Annotated in this window: 20 protein-coding genes; 14 read left to right on the top strand and 6 right to left on the bottom strand. The window is 74.7% G+C overall.

The window, feature by feature from the left end; genetic code table 11:
* Positions 1-53: 53 nt before the first annotated feature.
* Entirely contained in the window at positions 54-1,418 is a 1,365-nt protein-coding gene (locus tag WDV06_RS05650; RefSeq protein ID WP_395508514.1) for an NAD(P)/FAD-dependent oxidoreductase, read from the bottom strand.
* Positions 1,419-1,648: 230 nt separating this feature from the next.
* On the opposite strand from WDV06_RS05650, the gene WDV06_RS05645 reads away from it, so the two are divergent.
* The 6 genes from WDV06_RS05645 (at position 1,649) to WDV06_RS05620 (ending at position 10,037) form a co-directional block, all read left to right on the top strand.
* The gene (locus tag WDV06_RS05645) at positions 1,649-1,987 is read left to right on the top strand and encodes a hypothetical protein (protein WP_395508513.1); all 339 of its coding nucleotides are present in this window, start codon (positions 1,649-1,651) and stop codon (positions 1,985-1,987) included.
* 680 nt (positions 1,988-2,667) lie between these two features.
* Positions 2,668-3,930 (top strand): phenylacetate--CoA ligase family protein, encoded by a 1,263-nt coding sequence (locus tag WDV06_RS05640; protein ID WP_395508512.1) that lies wholly within the window; start codon positions 2,668-2,670, stop codon positions 3,928-3,930.
* On the top strand, positions 3,927-5,192 hold the full coding sequence (locus WDV06_RS05635) for an MFS transporter (RefSeq protein WP_395508511.1): 1,266 nt from the start codon (positions 3,927-3,929) through the stop codon (positions 5,190-5,192). Before WDV06_RS05640 ends, WDV06_RS05635 begins: the two co-directional genes overlap by 4 nt.
* Positions 5,189-6,337, top strand: a complete 1,149-nt coding sequence (locus tag WDV06_RS05630) for a GNAT family N-acetyltransferase (RefSeq protein ID WP_395508510.1) — start codon at positions 5,189-5,191, stop codon at positions 6,335-6,337. Before WDV06_RS05635 ends, WDV06_RS05630 begins: the two co-directional genes overlap by 4 nt.
* Positions 6,334-7,482, top strand: coding sequence for a LuxE/PaaK family acyltransferase (locus tag WDV06_RS05625; protein WP_395508509.1), 1,149 nt, complete (start codon positions 6,334-6,336; stop codon positions 7,480-7,482). Before WDV06_RS05630 ends, WDV06_RS05625 begins: the two co-directional genes overlap by 4 nt.
* Positions 7,479-10,037, top strand: a complete 2,559-nt coding sequence (locus WDV06_RS05620) for an acyl-CoA reductase (RefSeq protein ID WP_395508508.1) — start codon at positions 7,479-7,481, stop codon at positions 10,035-10,037. Before WDV06_RS05625 ends, WDV06_RS05620 begins: the two co-directional genes overlap by 4 nt.
* An 80-nt stretch (positions 10,038-10,117) precedes the next feature.
* Here the strand turns inward: WDV06_RS05620 and WDV06_RS05615 are convergent, their stop codons facing one another.
* The gene (locus tag WDV06_RS05615; protein WP_395508507.1) at positions 10,118-11,404 is read right to left on the bottom strand and encodes an MFS transporter; all 1,287 of its coding nucleotides are present in this window, start codon (positions 11,402-11,404) and stop codon (positions 10,118-10,120) included.
* A 124-nt stretch (positions 11,405-11,528) separates the two neighbouring features.
* On the opposite strand from WDV06_RS05615, the gene WDV06_RS05610 reads away from it, so the two are divergent.
* Positions 11,529-12,461, top strand: a complete 933-nt coding sequence (locus WDV06_RS05610; RefSeq protein ID WP_395508506.1) for a helix-turn-helix domain-containing protein — start codon at positions 11,529-11,531, stop codon at positions 12,459-12,461.
* Positions 12,462-12,572: 111 nt separating this feature from the next.
* Positions 12,573-13,430, top strand: coding sequence for a dioxygenase family protein (locus tag WDV06_RS05605; RefSeq protein WP_395508505.1), 858 nt, complete (start codon positions 12,573-12,575; stop codon positions 13,428-13,430).
* 30 nt (positions 13,431-13,460) lie between these two features.
* Here WDV06_RS05605 and WDV06_RS05600 read toward each other — a convergent pair whose 3' ends face one another.
* The gene (locus tag WDV06_RS05600) at positions 13,461-14,180 is read right to left on the bottom strand and encodes a TetR/AcrR family transcriptional regulator (RefSeq protein ID WP_395508504.1); all 720 of its coding nucleotides are present in this window, start codon (positions 14,178-14,180) and stop codon (positions 13,461-13,463) included.
* 94 nt (positions 14,181-14,274) lie between these two features.
* Here WDV06_RS05600 and WDV06_RS05595 point away from each other — a divergent pair, with 94 nt between their 5' ends.
* The gene (locus WDV06_RS05595; protein ID WP_395508503.1) at positions 14,275-14,628 is read left to right on the top strand and encodes a darcynin family protein; all 354 of its coding nucleotides are present in this window, start codon (positions 14,275-14,277) and stop codon (positions 14,626-14,628) included.
* A gap of 31 nt (positions 14,629-14,659) precedes the next feature.
* Here the strand turns inward: WDV06_RS05595 and WDV06_RS05590 are convergent, their stop codons facing one another.
* Positions 14,660-15,670 (bottom strand): YVTN family beta-propeller repeat protein, encoded by a 1,011-nt coding sequence (locus WDV06_RS05590; RefSeq protein WP_395508502.1) that lies wholly within the window; start codon positions 15,668-15,670, stop codon positions 14,660-14,662.
* Positions 15,671-15,918: 248 nt separating this feature from the next.
* Between WDV06_RS05590 and WDV06_RS05585 the strand changes: the two genes are divergently transcribed.
* From WDV06_RS05585 to WDV06_RS05575, 3 genes are read left to right on the top strand one after another with little or no spacing between them, the layout of a single operon-like run.
* Positions 15,919-16,545, top strand: coding sequence for a 2Fe-2S iron-sulfur cluster-binding protein (locus tag WDV06_RS05585; RefSeq protein ID WP_395508501.1), 627 nt, complete (start codon positions 15,919-15,921; stop codon positions 16,543-16,545).
* Positions 16,542-17,579, top strand: coding sequence for an FAD binding domain-containing protein (locus tag WDV06_RS05580; RefSeq protein WP_395508500.1), 1,038 nt, complete (start codon positions 16,542-16,544; stop codon positions 17,577-17,579). Before WDV06_RS05585 ends, WDV06_RS05580 begins: the two co-directional genes overlap by 4 nt.
* Positions 17,576-19,723, top strand: a complete 2,148-nt coding sequence (locus WDV06_RS05575; RefSeq protein ID WP_395508499.1) for a xanthine dehydrogenase family protein molybdopterin-binding subunit — start codon at positions 17,576-17,578, stop codon at positions 19,721-19,723. Before WDV06_RS05580 ends, WDV06_RS05575 begins: the two co-directional genes overlap by 4 nt.
* Here the strand turns inward: WDV06_RS05575 and WDV06_RS05570 are convergent.
* The gene (locus WDV06_RS05570) at positions 19,655-20,587 is read right to left on the bottom strand and encodes a transcriptional regulator (protein WP_395508498.1); all 933 of its coding nucleotides are present in this window, start codon (positions 20,585-20,587) and stop codon (positions 19,655-19,657) included. The genes WDV06_RS05575 and WDV06_RS05570 overlap by 69 nt on opposite strands.
* A complete protein-coding gene (locus WDV06_RS05565; RefSeq protein WP_395508497.1) occupies positions 20,538-21,050 on the bottom strand; it encodes a helix-turn-helix domain-containing protein in 513 nt (170 codons plus the stop codon). Before WDV06_RS05565 ends, WDV06_RS05570 begins: the two co-directional genes overlap by 50 nt.
* A 227-nt stretch (positions 21,051-21,277) precedes the next feature.
* On the opposite strand from WDV06_RS05565, the gene WDV06_RS05560 reads away from it, so the two are divergent.
* Together WDV06_RS05560 and WDV06_RS05555 are read left to right on the top strand one after the other, a co-directional pair.
* Positions 21,278-21,421, top strand: coding sequence for a hypothetical protein (locus WDV06_RS05560; protein WP_395508496.1), 144 nt, complete (start codon positions 21,278-21,280; stop codon positions 21,419-21,421).
* Between the two features lie 7 nt (positions 21,422-21,428).
* On the top strand, positions 21,429-22,550 hold the full coding sequence (locus WDV06_RS05555; protein ID WP_395508495.1) for a methyltransferase domain-containing protein: 1,122 nt from the start codon (positions 21,429-21,431) through the stop codon (positions 22,548-22,550).
* Positions 22,551-22,642: the final 92 nt, after the last annotated feature.

Here is a 22,642-nt window from a genome sequence, read left to right as displayed (position 1 = left end):
GGGCGCGCAGCCGCGTGCGGCCGGGGGACCGGTGGGCGGCCCCCCGGGCCGCCTCAGCCGGCGGCGGGCCGGGATGCCGTGCGGGCCCGAAGCTGGTCCGGCGTCAGGTAGGCGTCGGTGTGTTCGAACTCGCGCAGGGTGGGCGGCTTGGAGGCGCGCAGGCCCATGCGGACGAAGTCGTCCCCGGCCACCGCGTTGAGCAGCCAGTTGGTCAGCACGCGCGTCTTGGCGACGTTGGTGCGCAGCGCGGACCAGTGGTAACCACGGGCCACGGCCTGCGCCGGGAGGCCGCGCAGCGGGACGCCCAGCGGCTTGGACACCGCGTCGGTGCCGCCGAGATCGACGACGAGTCCCAGGTCCTTGTGCACGTACGGCCGCAGCGGCTGGTGACGCAGCGTCGCGATCAGGTTGTCCGCGAGGGTGCGGCCCTGGCGCAGGGCGTGCTGTGCGGTGGGCGGGCAGATGGCGCCCTCCTGCCCGGCGGCGAGGTCGGGGACGGCCGCGGCGTCGCCGAGCGCGAAGACCCCGGCCGCGCCGGGGACCGTCATCTCGGGGGTCACCAGGAGCCTGCCGCGGACGGTTTCCGCGCCGAGCGTGCCGATCAGGGGGCTGGCGGCCACCCCCGCCGTCCAGATGAGGGTCCTGCTGGGCAGCACCCGGCCGTCGGTCAGCGTCACCTCCGTGGGTCCGGCCTTGGCGACGCTGACGCCGAGGGAGACCTCGATGCCGCGGCGGCGCAGGACCTCCAGGGCCGTCCGCCCCAGGGGGTCGCCGAGTTCGGGCATCAGGGTGGGGGCGAGGTCGATGAGGTGCCAGCGGATCTGCCGGTGGTCCAGCCGGGGGTAGCGCTTGACGGCGTGGTGGGTGAGCCGCTGTAGGCAGGCCGCGGTCTCGGTGCCGGCGTACCCGCCGCCGACCACGACGAAGCACAGCCGCGAGGCGCGTTCCGCCTCGTCCTCGCTCGCGTCGGCCAGGTCCAGCTGGGAGATGACGTGGTCGCGCAGATACGTGGCCTCGGCGAGGGTCTTCATGCCCCGGGCGTGCTCGGTGAGGCCGGGGATGTCGAAGGTGCGGGTGATGCTGCCGGGAGCCAGCACCAGGTAGTCGTACGCCTGGTCCGTCAGCTCGCCGGTGATCTTGCGGATGACGCAGACCTTCGCGCGGGTGTCCACGCCGACGGCGCCGCCGGGGATGATCCGGGTGCGGTAGCGGCTGCTGCGCCGCAGCGACACCGCGACGGACTGCGGGGTGAGCACTCCCGACGCCACCTGGGGCAGCAACGGCAGGTACAGCTGGTAGGAGTTGGGGGTGACCAGGGCGATGTCCGCCTCGGCGGGCGCCAGCCGGCGCTCCAGCCGGCGGACGCACTCCACGCCGGCGAATCCGGCTCCCACCACGAGGATCCTCGGTCGTTCCACGGTGTCCGTCCCTTCTCGGGCCTGCCAGGTCTCCCCCGCACCTTCCCCGCCCGGCGCGCTCTGCACGCGCGGACGCCCAACCGGGGCGGAGCAGGAGGGGCCGGGGCGGATCGCCGCGTCCGGGTGGGTCGGCGGGGCGGACGCACGTGGGGACGGACTGAGTACGCGGCCCCCGCCGTCTGAGTAGGCGGACGGTGCCGGTCGGACGGCCGGCCGGGTTGGCTGAGGGCATGAACGCATCCGACCCGGCTCCCCCGGCCCCCGCCATGACCCCGCCGCGGGACCGCACCCGCCGCTGGGCGACCCTGGCCGCCTTCCTGTTCCTGCCCGCGGCGGCGGCCGCCGGTGTCCTGACGCTGGCCTCGGAGCGGGCGTCGCGGTGCCTGACGTACGGGGAGCGGTGCGCCCCGGGACTGCCCGGGTGGCTGTTCGGGTGGAGTGCCGCGCTCGGCGCCGTCGCGCTGGTCGTCGCCGTGGCCGCGCCGGCCGTACGGATCCGGCGGGCGGCGCTCGCGGTCCAGCTCCTGGCGGAGTGCACAGCGCTGCTGGTCATCCTCAGCCATGCCTGAAGCGCGCTGGTCCCGGTGACGACGCGGGGGCGGGTCAGGGGGCGGCGGGTTCGCCTCGCCCCCGGACGCGTCCCCGCGCCGGGCGTCGTCCCGCCGCGGTGCCCGGGGACCGCTGTACGGTCAGTGGTCGCCGGGGGCTTGGCCGGGCCGCGTCCGCGGGGAGGCGGCGACGCGGCCGCGGGCGGTGCCTGCGGCGGGACGATGCGGTGGTGCCGTTGACGGTGGCCCGCCGACGGCGTCCCAGGGGGAAGAGGATGCCGCCGACGGTCACCGGCCGCGAGATTCGCCGGCCCGGTGAGACGTACCACCGTCATGGCGCGTGTGTCCCCGATCGACGGCCTCAAACCCGGTGCGCGGCAACGGCTTTGGAGGCGTCGGACGGGCAGGTTCCGGGCCCGGTTCCGACGGCGCCCGGCGGTGGGCCCGTACCCGCACCCCTCGATAGTTGAGCGGAAAATCTTTTCGATCGAGGCCGTACTGGCCGAAAATATTGTGCCAATTTGGTGATCGGCGCACTGATGTTTCATCATCGTGACTGAGCGTCATGTTCTGGCGCACATCGAGCAGGCGAGGGCACCGGGGGGTCCCTCGTCCACCCCGGCCGCACCGGCCGGAGCGTTCCCGCTCCCGCCGCGCGCAGCCGCGGCCTCCGTACCGATCCACCACCTAGGCAAAGGCCCATGTCCGCCCAGCAGCTCTCGGACCTCATACGTTTCGCCCGCCACAACTCACCCTTCTACCAAGCGCTCTACGCGTCCCTGCCGCCGCACGCCGACCGCCTCACCGACCTGCCGGTGGTCGACCAGCAGGCGTTCTGGGCGGCCAACACCCTGCACGACAGCCGCGTACTGACCGGCCCGCTCAGCGAGGCCACCGTCTACAAGACCGGCGGCACCACCGGCTCCCCCAAGTTCTCCGTCTACACGCGCGACGAATGGCGCACGTTCGTCACCGCCTTCGGCCAGGGACTCGTCGACACGGGCCTGCGCCCCGGGCACCGCGTCGCCGACCTCTTCTACGCCGGGGAGCTGTACGCCAGCTTCCTCTTCGTCCTCGACTCGCTCGCCCACGCGCCCGTGGACAACGTCCGCCTGCCCGTCGGCGGCGGCGCGCCGCCGGAGTCGACGATCCCCACGCTGCGCGACCTCGCCGCCCAGGTGCTGGCCGGGACACCGACCACCCTGTGCCGGCTCGCCGAGCAGGTCGTCTCGTCCGGTGTCCGGCTCGACGCGGTGGAGCTGCTGCTGTTCGGCGGCGAGGCCCTCTTCGACGACCAGCGGCGCCTGCTGGCCGCCGCGTTCCCGCGCGCCGAGGCCCGTTCCGTCGGATACGCCAGCGTCGACGCGGGCCTGCTCGGCCGGCCCGTCCCGGGCTCCGACGCCCGGGTGCACCGCGCCTTCACGCCGTATTCGGTCGTCGAGATCCTCGACGACGCCACCGGTGAGCCCGTCACCGAACCGGGCCGGCCCGGCAGGGTCGTGGTCACCAGCCTCTTCCGCCGCCTCATGCCGATCATCCGCTACCCGGCGGGCGACCTGGCCGAGTGGACCGGCACGGGGCCCGGGCACTTCCGGATCCTCGGCCGCGCCGAGGAGGGCGTACGCGTGGGCCCCGTCTCCCTCTACACCCAGGACGCCCAGGACGCCGTGGCCGCGGCGGACACCGCCGGGCAGGTGGTCGGCGTGCAGCTCGTCGTCCGCCGCTGGGACGGCCGCGACGGGCTCGTCCTGCGGCTGGCCACGGCTCCCGGCGAGCACGGCCGCGAGGAGCTGGCCAAGGCCGTCGTCACGGAGCTGGAGAACGCCCGGCCGCTGTATCCGGACAGCGTGCGCGCAGGGTTCGTGCACCCGCTGTCCGTGGAGTGGGTGCGCCACCGCGACCTCGCCGTCAACCCGCGCTCGGGCAAGCTCGTCCGGGTCCTCGACGAGAGGCCGACCGCATGACCACCGCCCCGCCCCCGGTACGCACCGGGGCCGACCGGCGGCGCGCTCCGCTGGTGCTGCGCAACCGCGCCTTCGGCGCGGTGTGGCTCGGCCAGGTCCTCACCCAGGCCGCCGTACGGATGTTCCAGGTCGGCACGGCCTGGTGGCTCGTCGCGTACGCCGTGCACGACGCGCGCGGGCTCGCCTCCGGGCTGTTCATGGCGGCCTGCACCCTGCCCGCCGTGGCGCTGGCGCCCGTGGTGGCCGCGGCGGTCGCCCGGTTCGCGCACCGCTCGGTGCTGCGGACGGCCGCCGCCCTGGCCGGGGGTGCCTCGGGGGCCCTGGCGCTGTGGGCGTCCGGCGGTGGCCCGCCGCTCGCCACCGTGTACGCCGCCGGTCTCGCCCTGGCGGCCTGCCAGGCGTTCTTCGACCCCTGCCTGACCACCTCGGTGCCCGAACTCGTCGACGACGCCGACATCGAGACCGCCACCGGCTTCGAGCTGTCCACCCAGTCCCTGGCCGGCCTCGGCGGGGCGCTGCTCGGCGCCCTGACCGTGGACCGGGCCGGTGTGGCCGGGCTGGCCGCCGGCTGCGCGGCCGCCTACCTCGGGGCCGCACTGCTCGTCGCGAGCGCCCGTTTCCGTACCGTCGAGCCGGGCGCCGGGGCCGACGTACCGGCCCCCTCCCGGCCGCGCCCGCTGCGCCGCATCCTCGGGGAACTCCCGTACGTGCGGCGGATCCTGGTCTGCTTCACCGCGGCGAACCTCTTCACCACCGCCGTGTTCGTCGTCATCCCCCTCTACACCCGCTCGGTCCTCGCGGGCGGCGGCGGCACCGTGGCGCTGCTGGAGGCGTCCCTGGGCACCGGCGCGCTCGTCGGCTCCTTCACCGGCGCCCGCGTGCCCGGACGCCCCACGGTCGCCGGTGCCTGCTGCCTGGGTCTGATGGCCGTCGCCCTCGCGGTGCCGGGTCTCGTCGGGCAACGCCCGGTCGTCGCGGGCGCTCTGGCGGTGGCCGGATGGTGCGCCGGTGCGGTCGGCGTCCGCTTCGTGGCCCTCTTCCAGCGGCTGGTGCCGCCGGCCGACAAGCCCGGGTTCTTCGCCGTGATGCAGGCCGTGCTGGGCGCCTCCCTGCCGGTGGCGTCCCTGGCGTTCGGCTTCGCCGGCGACTTCCTGTCGCCGCAGGTGCTGTGCCTGGTGCAGGGTGTCGGACTGGTCCCCGCGGCCTGCGCGCTGGCCCTGCTGGAGTCCCCCGCGGCCGAACCCGCCGGAGGCGCGCGGTGAGCCCCGTCATCACCCCCGCCGCGTGCGCGGACATCGCCGAGCTGCGCCAGCTCTACTACGCCGTCTACGGGCCCCACTACCCCGTGGCCCTCGGCACCGACCCGGCCGAGATGGCGCGGCTCATCGAGGACCCGCACTCCCTGTGGCTCGTCGGCCGCTGCCCCGACACGGGGGCCCTGACCGCGTCCGCCGCCATCCACGGCGAGGCCGGCAGCCGCATCGGCCGCCTGGAGGGCATCGCCGTGCACCCCGAGCACCGCTCGGCGGGCCTGGCCGCCGCCCTCACCGGGGCCCTGTGCGCGGGCATGCTGGACACGGGCCGGCTGGACTCGGTGTACGCCACCGTGCGCACCGTCAGCGCCGGCCCGCAGCGCGTCGTCGCACGCAACGGCTTCCGCCCGCTGGGCATCCTGCCCAACGCGGTGGACCTCCGCAGCCGCGAAAGCCTCGCGCTCTACGCGCGTCACTCCGCCGGGGTGCTGGAGCGCCGGATCCCCGTCACCGAAGTGCCCGCCCCGCTCCTGCCGTTGCTGCGCGCCGCCGAGGACGCGCTGGGCATCGGCTACCCCGGAGTGCGGGCCGCCGCCCGCCCGCACCCGGCGCCTCCCCCGGCGCGGGGCGGCGGCGACCGGCTGGAGATGATCGAGGCACCGGCCTTCGTACGCCGCCGCTTCCGCGAGCGCTTCCCGAGCGCCGAGGGCTGGTTCTACCCGCTGCACACCCCGAACGTGCTGCTCACCCCCGAGGACGGCCGGTTCGAGGTCTACGCCTACCTCAACCGGGCCGGCGGCTACTGCTCCCTGCTGACCGCCCACCCCGACCCGGCCGCCGCTGCCGCCTGCCTCGAACCCGTCACCCGGGCCCTGGCCCGGGCGGGGGCGGGCTACGTCGAGGCCCTGGTGCCACTCGCGCACCAGGAGGTCCTCGCGGCGTTCCTGTCCGAGGGGTTCGTCGCCGGGGCCGTCTACCCGGCGATGCGCGCGGACGGCGACGGCTTCCACGACTACGCCGTCCTGTCCCGCTCCGGCGAGCGCGTCGACTTCCGCGGCGTCGCCGTCGAACCGCCCCTCCAGCCCTATCTGGACTGCTACGTGTCGGCCTGGGCGTCGGCACACCTGCCCACATCATCCGAGGTTGCCCCATGAACCCCCATCTCGCGCCGGTCGCCGTACCCGACCCGGCCCTCCTGCCGCACGTACAGCAGCTGTGCGACCTGACCGACCCGTACGCCTTCGGGCCGCGGGAGGACGAGCTGTTCGCCGCCGCCATGGCGGAGACCCACGCCTGGCACGTCGAGCGCTCCCCCTTCTTCCGCTCCCTGTACGAGGCCACTCCCCCGGCGCGGCCGTACCGGACGCCGCTGGTCCACGCGAACTTCTTCAAGCGGCACGAGGTCCTCTCCATCCCGCGCGAGGACGTCGAGCTGCACCTGACCTCCTCCGGCACCACCGGCCAGAAGTCGCAGATGTTCTTCGACCACTGGACGATCCGTTCCGCCCAGCGGATGGTCGCCCGGATCTTCGAGCGCAACGGCTGGATCACCCCCGACCAGGAGGTCAACTACCTCCTGTACAGCTACGAACCGGCCCCCTCCCTCAACCTGGGGACCGCCTTCACCGACAACTACCTGTGCGATTTCGCCCCGGCCCGCAGCGTCGCGTACGCCCTGCGCAACACCGGCGGCGACCACGAGTTCGACCCGTTCGGCTGCATCGCCGCGCTGCGCCGCTTCGAGCGGGAGGACGCGCCGGTGCGCATCCTCGGCTTCCCGGCCTTCCTCTTCTTCACCCTGGAGCGGATGCGGGCCATGGGGCTGCCGCCGCTGCGCCTGCCCGAGGGTTCCCTCGTCGTCCTCGGCGGTGGCTGGAAGGGGCACTCCGACCGGCGCATCGAGAAGGAGGAGCTGTACCGCCGCGTCACCGAGCAGCTCGGCATCCCGGGTGAGCGGATCCGGGACACCTTCGGGTCGGTGGAGCACTGTGTCCCGTACGTCGAGTGCGACCACCACCGGCTGCACGCCCCCGTGTGGTCGCGGGTGACGATCCGCTCCACGCGCACGCTCGAACCCCTGCCGTACGGGGAGCGGGGCTACCTGCACCTGGTCTCGCCGTACATCACCTCGGTGCCGGCGCAGAGCGTGGTCATGGGCGACCTCGCCTCCCTCCAGCCGGGCGACACCTGCGGGTGCGAGCTGAAGACCCCCTGGTTCACCGTCCACGGCCGTGCCGGGGTGAGCCGCAACCGCAGCTGCGCGGTGGCCGCAGCGGAACTGATGAAGGGCATGGCGTGACCGTGACGCAGACGACGACCGAGGCCGCCGCGTACGAGGAGTACGGCGACGGCGGCGCGCACCACTACTGGCAGGGTGCCTTCATCGGCGACGAGGAGGCCGGGCGCCGCCTCGCCTCCCTGCCGGCCGCCGTCGAGGCCGCGCTGGCCACGGTGGTGGAGACGGAGACCGTACTGGCCGCCTGCGACGCCCTCGCCACCGCGCTGTGCGACCCGGCGCACCCGGTGCGCGCCCGGCTCGCCGCGCACCTGCCGGCGGGCGAGGACCCGGCCGTGCTGGCCGAGCTCGGCGGCCTGCTCGGCCGGCGGGAGCTGACCCGCAAGCTGCGCCGCGAACTCGGCGGCACGAGGCCCGGCCGGCTGGACCGGGCCGATCCTCGCGAGACCGTCTACGAGGCGTGGGCGCCCGTCGGCCTGGTCGCGCACATCGCCCCCGGGAACGCCGCGACGGTCGCGCCGCTGAGCATCGTCGAGGGGCTGCTCGCCGGCAACGTCAACGTCCTCAAGACCAGCAGCGACGACACCCTCTTCACCCAGCACCTGGTGGCCGAGCTGGCCGCCCTCGATCCCACCGGGGCGCTGGGCGCGCGGGTGGTCGTCCTGCGCTTCCCGTCGTCCCGGCAGGAGTGGCTGCGCCTGATGTGCGCGCCCGCGGACGCCGTGGCCGTGTGGGGCGGGGAGGACGCCGTCCGGGGGGTGGCGGCGCACGTGCCGGCCGGATGCCGACTGGTGGAGTGGGGGCACCGGATCTCCTTCGCCTACCTGACGGGTGACGCCTGGTCGGATCCCGCGACGCTCGAAGCCCTCGCGGACGACGTGTGCCTGCACGAGCAGCAGGCCTGTTCCAGCCCCCAGGTGGTCTACCTCGACACCGAGGACGAGGCGGAGGTGTTCGCCTTCGCCGGGCGGTTCGCCGACGTCCTCGCCGCGCGTCCGCCGGCGGCGGGCGGCGCCGCGGCGGGCGACGCGGACCCGGCCGAGGCCGCCGAGCTCACCACCACGGAGCTGGTGGCCCGGCTGGAGGAACACCTCGGCCTGACGCGTGTGTTCGCCGCGCCCGACGGCTCGTGGCGGGTCATGGCCGACACCCGCCCGCCCCTCACGGCCTCGCCGCTGCACCGCAGCGTGTGGGTCAAACCGCTGCCCCGCGAGCGGATGATCGCCACCCTGCGCCCGATGCGCCGCTACCTGCAGACGGCGGGCATCGCGGGCAGCCGGTCCGACGTCGCCGAGCTGGCCCGCACCGCGCTGGCCGCGGGCGTCACCCGCGTCACCCCGGTCGGCGCCATGCTGGAGAGCTACGCGGGCGAGCCGCACGACGGGGTCTACGCCCTCCAGCGCTACAGCCGCCGTGTCGCGGTCCAGGCCGACCCGGCCGGCTTCGCCACCACCGCCTGCCTCGACGACCTGGTCCGGCCCGTCGTCCTGCCGCCGCCGGCGGGCCCGCTGATGGGCAAGGAGGACGTGCAGGGACCGGCCCGGGAGCTGGCCCGGGCCGATGCCGAGCTGTACTTCCACAGCGGCGGCAGCACGGGCGCGCCCGCCCTGTCGGTGTTCAGTTACGACGACTACGACACCCAGATGCACGCCGCCGCCCGCGGCCTGCTCGCCGCCGGCTACGACCCGGCCGGGGACCGCACCGCCAACCTCTTCTACTGCGGCGGCATGTACGGCAGCTTCATCAGCTTCTTCTCCGTACTCGAACGGCTCGGCGGGGTGCAGCTGCCACTGGCCGCCGGCCCGGACCACCGGGCCACGGTCCGGGCCCTCGTCGAGCATCGGGCCGACACCCTGTTCGGCATGCCCTCCTACCTGTGGCAGCTGCTGCACGCGGAGGAGGACGCGCTGCGGGCGTACGGCGGCCTGCGCAAGGTCTTCTACGGCGGCGAGCACTTCACGGCTGAGCAGCGGCGCACGCTGACGGAGAGGTTCGGCATCGAGGTCATCCGCTCGATCACCTACGGCAGCACCGACCTCGGCCCGCTGGGCTACCAGTGCGCCGACAGCTCCGGCGGGGTCCACCACCTGCACGCCGACCTGCACACCCTGGAGATCGTGGACGTGGCCGGGGACCGGCCGGTGGCCCCGGGCGAGACGGGCCGGCTGGTGTTCACCACGCACGCGCGGCGCGGCCAGCGGCTGGGCCGCTACGTGATCGGCGACCTCGGCCGGGAGGTCCCGGGCCGCTGTCCGTGCGGCAGGCTGTCGCCCCGCTTCGAGCTGATGGGGCGCACCGGTGACGCGATGCGGGTGGCCACGTACTTCCTCAACCACCGCCGCTTCGTGGCCCTGGCCGAGGAACGGGGCGGGCACCGCGGCGAGCTGCAGATCAGGCTCGACGGTGCGGACGCGCGCGAGCGGCTGACCGTACGGGTGGAGCGGACGCCGGCGACGGAGCCGGAGCGGCTGCGGGAGGTCTTCCTGTCCGGCTACCCGGAGCTCCGCTCGGCGGTCGCGGAGCGGCTGCTGGACCTGGTGGTCGAGGCCGTCGACGGCGCGTCCCTGGACCGCAGCCCGACCAGCGGCAAGCTCCTCGCGGTGGTGGACGCGCGCTAGGAGGCGGGCGCCCTCCGGCCCCGGTTCGCGGGCGGCGCCGGGGCCGGAGGGCGCCGGTCCGTGTCGTCGGCACCCGGCCGTCAGCGGTCGAGGGGCTGGTGGGCGCTTTCCGGCAGCCGCAGGTACACCGCCGAGGAGCACAGGCACAGGACGGCGACGTACCAGGGGAACAGGCCCGGCCTGCCCAGTTCCTGGAGCAGGGTGCCGAGGTAGGGGGCCGTGCCGCCGAAGAGGGCGACGGTCAGCGAGTACGGGAAGCCGATGCCCGCCGCCCGCACCCGGGCCGGGAAGACCTCCGCGTTCACGGCCGCCGAGATCGAGGTGAAGCCGGTGAGCAGCACCATGCCGGCGCATTGGACGAGCAGCAGGGAGAGGAACGAGCCGTCCAGGGCGTGGAGCAGCGGGACGACGAACAGGGCGAAGCCGAGCCCGAAGCACAGCAGGAGCGGCTTGCGGCCGAAGCGGTCGGAGAGCAGGCCGCCGACCGGCTGGAGCAGGGTGAAGAACGCCAGCGACAGCGTCCCGGCGAGCAGGGCGTCGCTCTTGGCGAGGCCGGTCCGGAGCTCGGCGTAGGTCGGCAGGTACGAGGTCCACGTGTAGTACGCGAGGGTGCCGCCGGCCGTGATGCCGGCGATCAGCAGCGAGGCGCGGGGGTGGTGGCGGAGCGCGTCGAGGAGTCCGGGGCGGGGGGCCGCGGCGGGGTGGGCGGTGAGGGTCTCCTCGGCGCTGCGGCGGATCCAGAACCCGGCGAGGCTCAGGAGGGCGCCGAGGAGGAAGGGCACGCGCCACGCCCATCCGTTCATGGCGTCCTCGGGGAGCACGGCCACGAGGAGCGCGGCCAGGCCGGAGGCGGCGAGCTGGCCGAGGGAGGTCGAGACGTACTGGAACGACGAGAACAGGCCCCTGCGGCCGGGCGCGGCGGACTCCACGAGGAAGGTGGTCGACGCGGCGAACTCCCCGCCGACGGACAGGCCCTGGAGCAGCCGCGCGGTCACGAGGACGACGGGGGAGAGCAGGCCGACGGCCGTGTACGCGGGGGTGAGGCCGACCAGGAGGCTGCTGCCTCCCATCAGCAGGATGGTGACGGTCAGCGCGGTGCGCCGGCCCCGCCGGTCGGCGACGGCGCCCATCAGCAGCCCGCCGACGGGGCGCATGAAGAAGCCGACGGCGAAGACGGCGAAGGTGGAGAGCAGCGGGACGAGGGAGCCGCCCGCGCCGGACGGGAAGACCTGCCGGGCGATGTGGGTGGCCAGGAAGGTGTAGGCGTACCAGTCGTACCATTCCACGGCGTTGCCGACCGAGGCGGCCAGCAGCTGGCGTAACGGGCGGCGGGGCGGGGCGGGGGCGTGCGTCGCGATCTCTGTCATGATCATGCTCTGCCCCGCGGGGGGCGCCCTCACGCCACGGGCTCCCCGCCCGGGCCGGGGACGGCCGCCCAGGACGTCCTCGATTGGTCTGTACCTGCCGGGGGCCGGGCCGGAGACTGCGGGGATGGACCGGATACGGAACACAGCCCTCCCCGACCTGCCCCTGCACCACCTCGACGTCCCCCTCCCCCACCTGCTGCCCTTCGCGATCGGCACCTTCGACACCATCGGCCCGCTGTCGCGCGCGGCCTTCCCGCACCGGCACACCTTCTACGAGATCGTCTACCTGACCGGCGGGAGCGGCGCGCACGTGCTGGACCTGGTCCGCCGGCCGGTGGAGCCCCCGCAGCTGTGCGTGATCACCCCCGGCCAGGTCCACCACTGGGCCGAGGCGGACGGACTGACCGGGCACGTGGTGCTCTTCAACGAGGACTTCCTCCTGCCCCACGCGGACGACGCCTCCGCCCTGCGGGCACTGGCCGGGCTGCCCGGGCACCCGGTGGGCGACCAGGCCGCGCCGATCGCCGCGCTCCTGGCCGACATGGGCGGTGAGTACCGGGAGCTGCGGTCCGGGTACCAGAACGTGTTGCGCGCCTGCCTGCACATCCTGATCGCCCGCGCGTCCCGGACCCGCGGCCGCACCGGCGGTCCGGCGGACGCGCCCGGTCCGGCGCGCGACCGGGCCGCGGAACTCGCCTCGGCCTTCGGCCGGCTGCTCTGCGAGCCCGGTGGGGCCGGGCGGCCGGTCGGCTGGTACGCACGGGAGCTCGGCATGTCCGCCGGGCACTTCCAGACGCTCGTACGGCGGGCCACGGGGCGTTCGCCCGGCAGCCTGATCCGGCAGCAGCAGACGCTGGAGGCGAAGCGGCTGCTGTCCGGGACGCAGATGACCGTCCGGCAGATCGCGGGCCTGACCGGCTTCTCGGACCCGGCGTACTTCTGCCGGTTCTTCAGGAGGGAGACGGGGATGTCCCCGGGCGAGTTCCGCAGCCGGGCCGGTCGAAATCACCACGATCCCCGGATCGAGTCCATCGCCGCGCACCCGGACGGACCGTAGGTTGGCTGCTGGCCGCGATCGGACGGGCCGCCGGGGCGGACGCCCCGGCGGGACCCGCCCTCCCCCGTCGCGCCCCCCACCCCCACGACCCGTCCACGCGAGGAGGCCTCGATGCCCGCACCGGAGGAGCCCACCACCGACGTACCCGGACCCGCGGCAAGCGGACGCCGGGTCAGCCGCAAGACCGTCCTGCGCGCGGCCGCCGCGCTCGGCGCCGCCCCGCTGCTGATCGGGGCGCCGGTCGCACTCGCCCGCGAACAGCCGGCCCCGGGCGGGGCCGGCCTCGCCCCGACCCCCGAATGCCACGACGGGGACGGGCCGACGGTGGAACAGATGGAGGGCCCGTACTTCAAGCCCGACTCGCCGCTGCGGAACTCCCTGATCACCAGCGGTACGCCCGGCACCCGGCTCACCGTCGGCGGGTACGTCTTCGGGCGGGGCTGCCGCCCGGTCCCCGGTGTGCTGCTGGACTTCTGGCAGGCCGACGACAACGGCGCGTACGACAACAGCGGCTACGGCTTCCGCGGGCACCAGTTCAGCACGGCGCAGGGCGCGTTCAGCCTGACCACCATCGTGCCGGGGCTCTACCCCGGCCGCACCCGCCACCTCCACGTCAAACTCCAGGCCCCCGGGCGCAGGGTGGTCACCACCCAGCTGTACTTCCCGGGCGAACCGCGCAACGGCACGGACGGCCTCTTCGACAGCCGCCTGCTGATGAACCTGCGCCAGGCCGGGCCCGGCCTGGAGGCCACCTTCGACTTCGTCCTGGACGTGCCCCAGGACCCGACCACCCCGCCGACCACTCCCCCGCCGACGGCTCCGCCCACGGGCACCTGGACCCCGGGCCGGGCGTACCGGGCCGGCGACGGGGCCGCGTACGCGGGACTGGCGTACCGCTGCCTGCAGGCGCACACCGCGGCCGTCGGCTGGGAGCCGCCGAACGTCCCGGCGCTCTGGCGGCGCCTCTGAGGGCCCGGGCGGTTCCACGGCGCCGGTGCGTCAGGCGGCCGGGGCTCCGAGCGAGGCGAGGAGATCGGCGACGGTGTGCTCGAAGAGGGGCTCGGGGTCGGTGAGGGCGAAGTCGAGGTGCCCGAAGACCTCCACCGCGACGGCCCCGTACAGCCTCGCCCATCCGGCGACGAAGACGTAGATCACCTCCAGCGGCACGGGTTCGCCCGCCAGGTGCTCGCGCACCTCCTCCAGCTGCGCCGCCCAGACCGGGTCCAGGTCCGCGGGCGCCCGTACGCCGCCATGGCGCCAGAGGTCGACCATGAGGTCCAGCACCACCGACCCGAAGCGCCAGCTGGGGTCGTGCGCGGCGGCGCCGGGTGCGGTGTCGGCGTCCGCCACGGGCTTGGCGAAGAGCAGGGCGAACTCGTTGGGGTGGGCCAGCGCCCAGCGGCGCAGCTCACGGGCGACCTCGCGCAGCCGGAGGCCGGGGCGGCCGGCCGGCTGGGTGTCGCGGGCCGAGGCCAGGGTGGCGGCGAGTTCCTCGTACAGGTGGGAGACGAGGGCCTGGACCAGCTCGCGGTGCCCGGCGTAGTAGCGGTAGAGGCCCGGCGCGGTCAGGCCCATCTCCCGGGCGACCGCGCGCACCGTCACCGCGGCGGCCCCCTCGTCGACGAGGAGCCGTCGGGAGATGCGCATCGCGTCGGCCAGGGCCTCCTCGCGCACGCGGTGACGGCGCCGGCCCGCGGCGCTCCCCTGGGTGTCCGTCATCTCCGTGCGCCCGCCCTCCGCTTGACAAAGTTAACACCTATCACTTTAGCTTCTCATCAGAGTTAACGGTGTAAACATTCGCTCTGGGGGACTCATGACGTACGGCATCGTGCTGACCTACACGCTCACACCGCGCTGGCTGGCGCTGCCGCGCGAGGAGCGCAACCGCATGCGCGCCACGCACATCGAGCCGGTGTTCGCCCGGTACGCGGACCGGATCACGGCCCGGTTCTTCGACGGCGAGGCCTTCAACAGCCGCTTCTCCGACTTCGCCGTCCTGGAGACCGAGGACCTGGGCGCGTACTACTTCCTCGTCGAGGCGCTGCGCGACACCCCGCTCATCAGCGAGGGCCACCTCGTCCTCGGCGAGGTGATCCTCGGCGTACGGGACGGCTTCCACACCTACGAGCACCACCTCACCGCTGCCGCCCCCGGCACCCCGGCGTGACCGGGCGGCATCCGCCCGGCGGACGCCTCCGTCACCGGGGCCCCCTGCCCGGGGCCACCGCCACACCAGTCGGCCCGTCGCCCACGGCCACCGTGTCCGTCACGCGGACTCCCGCGGCGTCGATGACCGACAGGGCGTCCGAGTCGAAGTCGCTGACGTAGACCCGGGAGCCGTCCGGGGCGACGGCGAGGCCGTTGGGGCCGTGTCCCACCGCCACGGTCGCCGTGACGGCACGGCGGCGGGTGCTGATCACGGACACGGTGTCGGACCCGATGTCGGCGACGTACACCTGACGGCCGTCCGGCAGGACCCCGATTCCGGCCGGCTGGTCCCCGACGGGGATGCGGTCCGATTCCACGCCGGCGCGGAGGTCGACCACCGACACGTCGTCGGAGGTCAGGTTGGAGACGTACAGGCGGCGGCCGTCGGGGGCGGGCACCAGGGCGGTCGGTCCGCTGCCGACGCGGATCGTGCCGGTGACCGTCCCGGTGCCGGTCCGGACCAGCGAGACGGTCCCGGACCCGGCGTTGGCGACGTACAGGGTGCATCCGTCGGCCGCCACCGCCACGCCCAGCGGGGCGTCGCCCACCTTGACGGTGTCCGTCACGGCACGGGTGCGGGTGCTGATCACCGACACGTCGTCCGACCCGACGTTGGCGACGTAGACGTTCCGGCCGTCGGGTGAGACCGTCACCCGGCTCGGTTCGTCGCCGACGGGAACGGTGGCGACGACCGTCCTGGTGCGGGCGTCGATGACCGACACGGTGTCCGCCGCGGAGTTGGTGACATAGACCCCGGCGCCGTCCGGGCTCACGGCCACGCTGTCCGGCCCGTCCCCGACGGGGATGCTCCCCACGACCGCGCCGGTGCCGCCGTCGACGACCGACACCGTGTCGGAGCGCAGGTTGGCGACGTACACCACACCGCCGGGCCGCGGGGACGGCCCGGCGGACGCGCCGGCCACGCCTCCCGGCCCCATCAGCGCCGCCGTCACCCAGATCACCACGGCTGCTCGCCGCCCCACGCCCTGATGGTTCGTCACGGGACCACGCTAGGCCGTCCCTCCCGGTTCACTCCCGACCCGCGCCGCACGGCACCACACCTCACCGCCTTGGCGGGGCCCCGCGTACGTCCGGTACGGCCGAGTCGCGCGCCGGGCCGCCGCCGCGTCGGCCGTACGGGGGAGGCCCGGGCCGGGTGCCGGAGGTGTGCGGCGCCGGTGGGGGCGGGAGGGGTCAGGCTGGTCAGGGGGCGGACGTCCCTCCCCCAGCGGACGACAGGGAGCTCGTCGTGGCCCACGCATCCGACCCGCCGCCCCGGCCGGCGCACGGCACGCCGGAGGACGGGTCCACCGGCGAGACCCGCTCCCGCGTGAGCGTGCGCGTCAACGGGACCCCTCACGACCTCGACCTCGACCACCGCGTCACGCTCCTCGACGCCCTGCGCGAGCACCTGGACCTGACCGGCGCCAAGAAGGGGTGCGACCACGGGCAGTGCGGTGCGTGCACCGTCCTCGTGGACGGCCGGCGCGCCAACAGCTGTCTGCTGTTCGCCGTCGCCCTCGACGGGTGCGCGGTCACGACCGTGGAGGGCCTCGCGGGGTCCGACGGCACCCTGCACCCGCTCCAGCGCGCCTTCATCGAGCAGGACGCCTTCCAGTGCGGCTACTGCACCCCCGGCCAGCTCTGCTCCGCCGTCGGCGCCCTGCGCGAAGCCGCCGCCGGCGACCCGTCGCACGTCACCGCCGCCGGTGCCCGGGCCGGGGCCGCCGCGCTGACCGCGGAGGAGATCCGGGAGCGGCTCAGCGGCAACCTGTGCCGCTGCGGCGCCTACCCGGCGATCGTCCGGGCCGTCGCCGAGGCCGCCGCGGACGCCGCGGCCACCAGGACCGGTGCGGATGCGGACGTGATCGTGTGAAGCCCTTCGCCTACGTACGCGCCACCAGCCTCCGCGAGGCCGCCGACGCCCACGCCGCACACCCCGGTTCCCGCTACCTGGGCGGCGGCACCAATCTCGTGGACCTGATGAAACTGGGCGTCGAGACCCCCACCACACTGATCGACATCTCCCGGCTCCCCCTGGACGAGATCACCGACCTCCCCGACGGGGGCCTGCGCGCCGGTGCCACGGTCCGCAACAGCGACCTGGCCGCCGACCCCCGGGTGCGCTCCCGCTTCCCGCTGCTCGGCCAGGCCCTGCTCGCCGGCGCCTCCGGCCAGCTGCGCAACGTCGCCACCACCGGCGGCAACCTGCTCCAGCGCACCCGCTGCGCCTACTTCCAGGACCTCTCCAAGCCCTGCAACAAGCGCGAACCGGGCAGCGGGTGCGGGGCCCGGGACGGCGTCCACCGCGACCACGCGGTCCTCGGGCACTCCGAGCACTGCATCGCCACCCAGCCCTCCGACATGGCCGTCGCCCTCGCCGCGCTGGACGCCGACGTCGAGCTGTACGGGGGACCGGACACCACCCGCACGGTCGCGGCCGCCGAGTTCCACCGGCTGCCCGGCGACCGCCCCGAGCAGGACACCGTCATCCGCCCGGGAGAGATCATCACGGCGGTGCTGCTGCCGGCCCCGGCGCCCGGCGCCGTCTCCTCCTACCGCAAGGCCCGCGACCGCGCGTCGTACGCCTTCGCCCTCGCCTCGGTCGCCGTCGTACTGGACCTCGACCCCGACACGGGCCTCGTGCGCCGGATCGCCCTCGCCTTCGGCGGCCTCGCCCACCGGCCCTGGCGGGCCACCACGGCCGAGGCGCGGCTGACCGGCGCCGAGCCGCACCCCGACGCCGTGCGCGCGGCGGTCGACGCCGAACTCGCCCGGGCGGAGCCCCTGCGCGACAACGCGTACAAGGTCCCCCTCGCCCGCAACCTCGCCTGCGACACCATCGCCACGCTGGCCGGTACGCGTCCCGGTTCCACCGACCACAGGACAGGACCACAGGACCCACGATGAGTTCCGCCTCCGCCACCCTCGACACCGCCGCCGAGGCCCTCCTCGGCACCCCCGTCCCACGGCGCGAAGGCCGGGAGAAGGTGACCGGCACCGCGCTCTACGCCGCCGAACGGCACCTGCCGCGGCGGGCCTACGCCTGGCCGGTGCCCGCGACGATCGCCCGCGGCCGGATCACCGCCGTCGACACCGCCGCCGCCCTGGCCCTGCCCGGGGTCCTGGGCGTCCTCACCCCGTACGACGCACCCCGCCTGGGCCCGTCCGACGACCCCGGCCTCCAGCTGCTCCAGGACCTGCGGGTACCGCACCGCGGCTGGTACGTGGCGCTGGCCGTCGCCGACACCCTGGAGGGGGCCCGCGCCGCCGCCGACGCGGTGCGCGTCACCTACGAGGAGGAGCCGCACGACGTCGTACTGCGCGAGGGCCACCCCGGCCTGTACACCCCGGAGGAGGTCAACGGCGGCTACCCCGCGCACCGCGAACAGGGGGACCCGGACGCGGCGTTCGCCGCCGCGCCCGTACGGATCGACGTCCGCTACGCGGTGCCGCCGCTGCACAACCACGCGATGGAACCGCACGCCGCCACCGCGGACTGGGACGCCGGACGCGGCCACCTCACCGTCCACGACTCCTGCCAGGGCACCACGGTGGTGCGCACCGTCCTGGCCGGGCTGTTCGGGCTGCCCGAGGACCGGGTCACGGTGCTGGCCGAGCACGTGGGCGGCGGCTTCGGCTCGAAGGGCACGCCACGCCCCCACGTCGTCCTCGCCGTCATGGCCAGCCGGCGCTGCGGACGCCCCGTCACCGTGGCCCTGCCCCGGCAGCACATGGCCGCCACCGTCGGCCACCGCGCTCCCACCCTGCACCGCGTCCGGCTCGGCGCCCGCGCCGACGGCACGCTCACCTCCCTCGGCCACGAGGTCACCACGTACACCTCGCGGGTGCGCGAGTTCGTCGAGCAGGCCGCCGTGCCCGCGCGGGTGATGTACGCGGTCCGGGACAGCCGCACCACGCACCGCGTCGCCGCGCTCGACGTGCCCACCCCCTCCTGGATGCGGGCCCCCGGCGAGACGCCCGGCATGTACGCGCTGGAGTCGGCCATGGACGAGCTGGCCGACGCCCTCGGCATGGACCCCGTCGAGCTGCGCGTACGCAACGACCCGGCCACCGAGCCCGACAGCGGCCGTCCCTTCAGCAGCCGCCACCTCGTGGAGTGCCTGCGCGAGGGCGCCGACCGCTTCGGCTGGGCCGGCCGCCGGCCGCCCCGGCGGGAGGGGCCGCTCCTCATCGGCAGCGGCATGGCGGCGGCCACCTACCCCGTGTACATCGCCCCGGCCGGCGCACGGGCCCACGCCCGCCCCGACGGGAGCTACCTCGTCGAGGTCAACGCCACCGACATCGGCACCGGCGCCCGTACGGTCCTCTCCCAGATCGCCGCCGACGCGCTGGGGGTCCCGCTCGACGCCGTATCGCTGTCGCTCGGCAACAGCGCGCTGCCGGCCGGCCCCGTGGCCGGCGGCTCCACCGGGACGGCGTCCTGGGGCTGGGCGGTGCACGACGCGTGCGCCGCCCTCACCGACCGCCTGGCCCGCCACCACGGGCCGCTGCCCGACGCGGGACTGTCCGCGTCCGCGGACACCACCCAGTCGGCGAAGCAGAGGTCCCCGTACGCGCGGCACGCGTTCGGGGCCCACTTCGCCGAGGTGCAGGCCGACACGGTCACCGGCGAGGTGCGGGTGCGGCGGATGCTGGGGGTCTTCGCCGCCGGCCGCGTCCTCAACCCGCGCACGGCCCGCTCGCAGTTCATCGGGGGCATGGTGATGGGGCTGGGCATGGCCCTGACCGAACACAGCGGCCTGGACCCGGCCTTCGGCGACTTCGCGGAACGCGACCTGGCCGCCTACCACGTACCGGTCAACGCCGACGTCCCCGTCGCCATCGAGGCCCACTGGATCGACGAGCACGACAAACACCTCAACCCGATGGGAAGCAAGGGCATCGGCGAGATCGGCATCGTCGGCGCCGCGGCGGCCATCGGCAACGCCGTCAGCCGGGCGACCGGCCACCGCCTGCGCGAACTACCCCTGACCCCCGACCGAATCCTGTCCGCCCTCGCCACCGGAGTCGGCCCCGCGGGGGGCGCGTAGGCGTGGGGCAGGAGCGTCTGGCTGCCATGGGGCGGTTGTCGGCCGGTGGCTGGCGTCGCCGATCGCGACGAGCTCGCGGACGCCGGCGACCCGGGGGTGGCGTGTGCCGAGGTCGGTGACGATCTCCCGGATCGGGGGCCGGTCGCGCACTTCTGCGACCGAGACCCGGGCAGCGGCCAGCAACTGAGTGGCGGTTTCCTCGGGCTTGCCCCACTGCCACCACGCCCGCGCGAGGTCGGTGTACATCCGGCCCTTGCGCTCGGCGGTCGCGAACTGCTCAGCCCGGAGGTTGCGGCCGGCCTCGATGGCGGTGCCCGCGTCACCGAGGGCCCAGTGCACGCCGACGGCGTAGAGGTCCACGGACGCCGGGGTGATGGGGAACAGCCGGCCGGCCGGGGCACGGTCGGGCAGGCCGCGGGCGGCGCGTGAGGCTTCTCGGATCATGGCGAGGGCCCGGTCGCGGTCCTCGGCGACGGCGGCCGTGTACGCGGTGGTGCACAGCATCTGGGCGTAGGCAGATGCCTGGGCGTCGGTGGTCAGGCCCGTGGCCTCCACACGCGCGGCGGCGGCCGCGATGTGCCGCTGTGCGGCCGCCTCCTGGCCTTGGTGGCGCAGGACGGCCGCCAGTTCGCGAGCGGCGGCCGCGACGGCAAGCGGGGAGCCGGAGACCTCGGCGTAGGCGGCGGCCCGGTCCGCCGTGATCCGGGACGTCCCGTAGGCGCCGAGCTTGTTCAGCAAGGTCGCGGCCAGGGTGTAGGCGGAGGACAGACGGGCGTAGTCGAGGTCCCGGCGGTCGGCAGCGGCTTCGTGGGCGTCACCCAGCAAGCCCGGCAGCGCCTCCAGCAGCTGCGAGTGACGGCCCATGTCGAACAGGGTGCGGGCGTCTGCGAGCCGGGCGTCCAGCGGCTGGGGGGGAGCCCGTCGGATCCGGTGGGCCTGCGAGCGCTGTCTCCAGTCCGCCCAGCAGGCTTACGGGTGCGGCGAGGCCGACGGCTGCGAGGAGACTACGGCGGCGCATCGGGTCCTCCTGGGCAGGCAACGGATCACGCTCAACTGTAGGGCGCGGCCGCATCTTTAGCCCTAAGGAGGCGGCGAGTAGGTCCCCCGGAACGCCGACTTCTTCGGCGGCTCGGCGCAGCAGCTGGACGTCGGCGTGGCGGCCGGCTTCGAGGCGGGAGACGGTGGAGGCCGAGCACCGCAGCCGGGCGCCGAGGTCGCCCTGGCGCAGGCCGAGGGCCTCCCGACCGATCCGAACGAGCCCGCCGGGGTCCTGGTCTTCCACCCGGGCAAAAACATGGCGGCTGGTCCAGAGCGGATCGGTGCTCATGGCGCGCCCTTCATCGGTCGGCCCACAGGTCTGCCGCCCCCACCCTAGAGCGCGTGAGCATCTCTGCGTGCCGCCTATGCAGAATCTGCAAGCGCCGTGCGCGAACTGCACCTCTGGACCGGTGAGGCCACGGAGTGTGATGTGGTGGTCACGGGCACCACGGCGGTGAACTGCTGCTGCCGCAAGGGCCACGTCAGGCACCATCACCCACGTGAGGGGAGCACACCATGGGCAAGGACAAGGGTGACAACGGCGGGGGCGGGAGCCACGCGAAGCCGAACCCGCCGCTGAGCGGCGGCACCCCACCGCCCGGGAACAGCGACGGGAAGGTCGACGCCCCGCCGCCTCCCACCGGCAAGCGCAGGGGCTGACGGACTGATGACCCTCGTGCGTCTTGATGAGCGCCGCCGCGCGTTGGCGGAGGCCATGGACGCCCAGGGCTGGCCGGCGGACTCCGAATGGGTCCGCCGCGCCATCCTGGAGACCGTCCCCCGACACCATTTCGCCCCCGACCGGCTGTGGACCTGGGATGGGCGGGGCTCGTACGTGCCCGTCGAGATCGGCCGGCATCCGGTTGCCTGGGCCGACCTCGTCTACGCCGGCCCGAACGAGTCGACGATTACGCAGGTTCTCGACGGCCTGCCCAGCTCCAGTCTTTCCTGCGTCGCGGTGGTGGCGGACATGCTCGACTCGCTGATGCTTGAGCCCGGCCACCGGGTGCTTGAGGTCGGCGCCGGCGCGGGGTGGAACGCCGCCCTGCTCGCAGTACGGGCCGGCGCTGGACAGGTCACCACCGTGGAGGTCGACCCGCTCCTTGCCGCGGCAGCCGAGCGCCGCCTGGCTGCTGCCGGGCTGGACGTGGCCGTGCACACGGGCGACGGCCAGGAAGGTTGGCCGGCGGGCGCACCGTACGACCGGCTGATCGCAACCTATGCCGTCGAGACCGTCCCCTGGGCTTGGATCGAACAGACCAGACCGGGCGGCGTCATCGTCTTCCCCTGGGGACGTCTGGGCACCATCGCCCTCACCGTCGCCGGGGACGGCAAGGCGGCGACCGGCTGGGTCCACGGCCTCGGCATGTTCATGCCCAGCCGTGGCACCGACCAGGGAAGTGGGTTCCGCGAGGCCCAGGAGGGCGGGCCGCCAGGGCGTGAGGCCGAGGTCGACACGGACCTGGAGCCGCTCACCGGGCCCGACGCCCTCTTCGCCCTGCGAGTGTCCCACCCGGACATCCGGATCAGCACCGAGCGCAGCGAGCGAGGCCTCACCCTGCGGCTCCACGACGGCATCAGCTCGTGGGCCACCGTCTTCACCGATGCAGCCGGTGCCACCGTGGCCCAGGAAGGTGGCCGCCGCCACCTCCTGACAGAAGTCGCATCCGGCCTTCAGCGCTGGAGAGCACACGGCTCTCCGCCCCTGTTCAGCTTCGGGATGAGCGTCACCCCCGAGGCGCAGTGCGTCTGGGCCGGGACGGCGGAATCCGGCTCCTACAGACCTTGAGGTCTGCGTTCGGGTGCCTGCGAATGGCCGAAGGCTGACGGTTGTTCGTGAACGCGGACAAGCCACCCCGGGCTGATTGTCAGGGGCGGAGC

The organism is Streptomyces racemochromogenes (assembly GCF_044129415.1).
Taxonomy (GTDB): Bacteria; Actinomycetota; Actinomycetes; order Streptomycetales; family Streptomycetaceae; genus Streptomyces; species Streptomyces racemochromogenes_A.
Note: the sequence above shows the minus strand (reverse complement) of the source record. Positions and strands in the feature narration are given on the sequence as shown.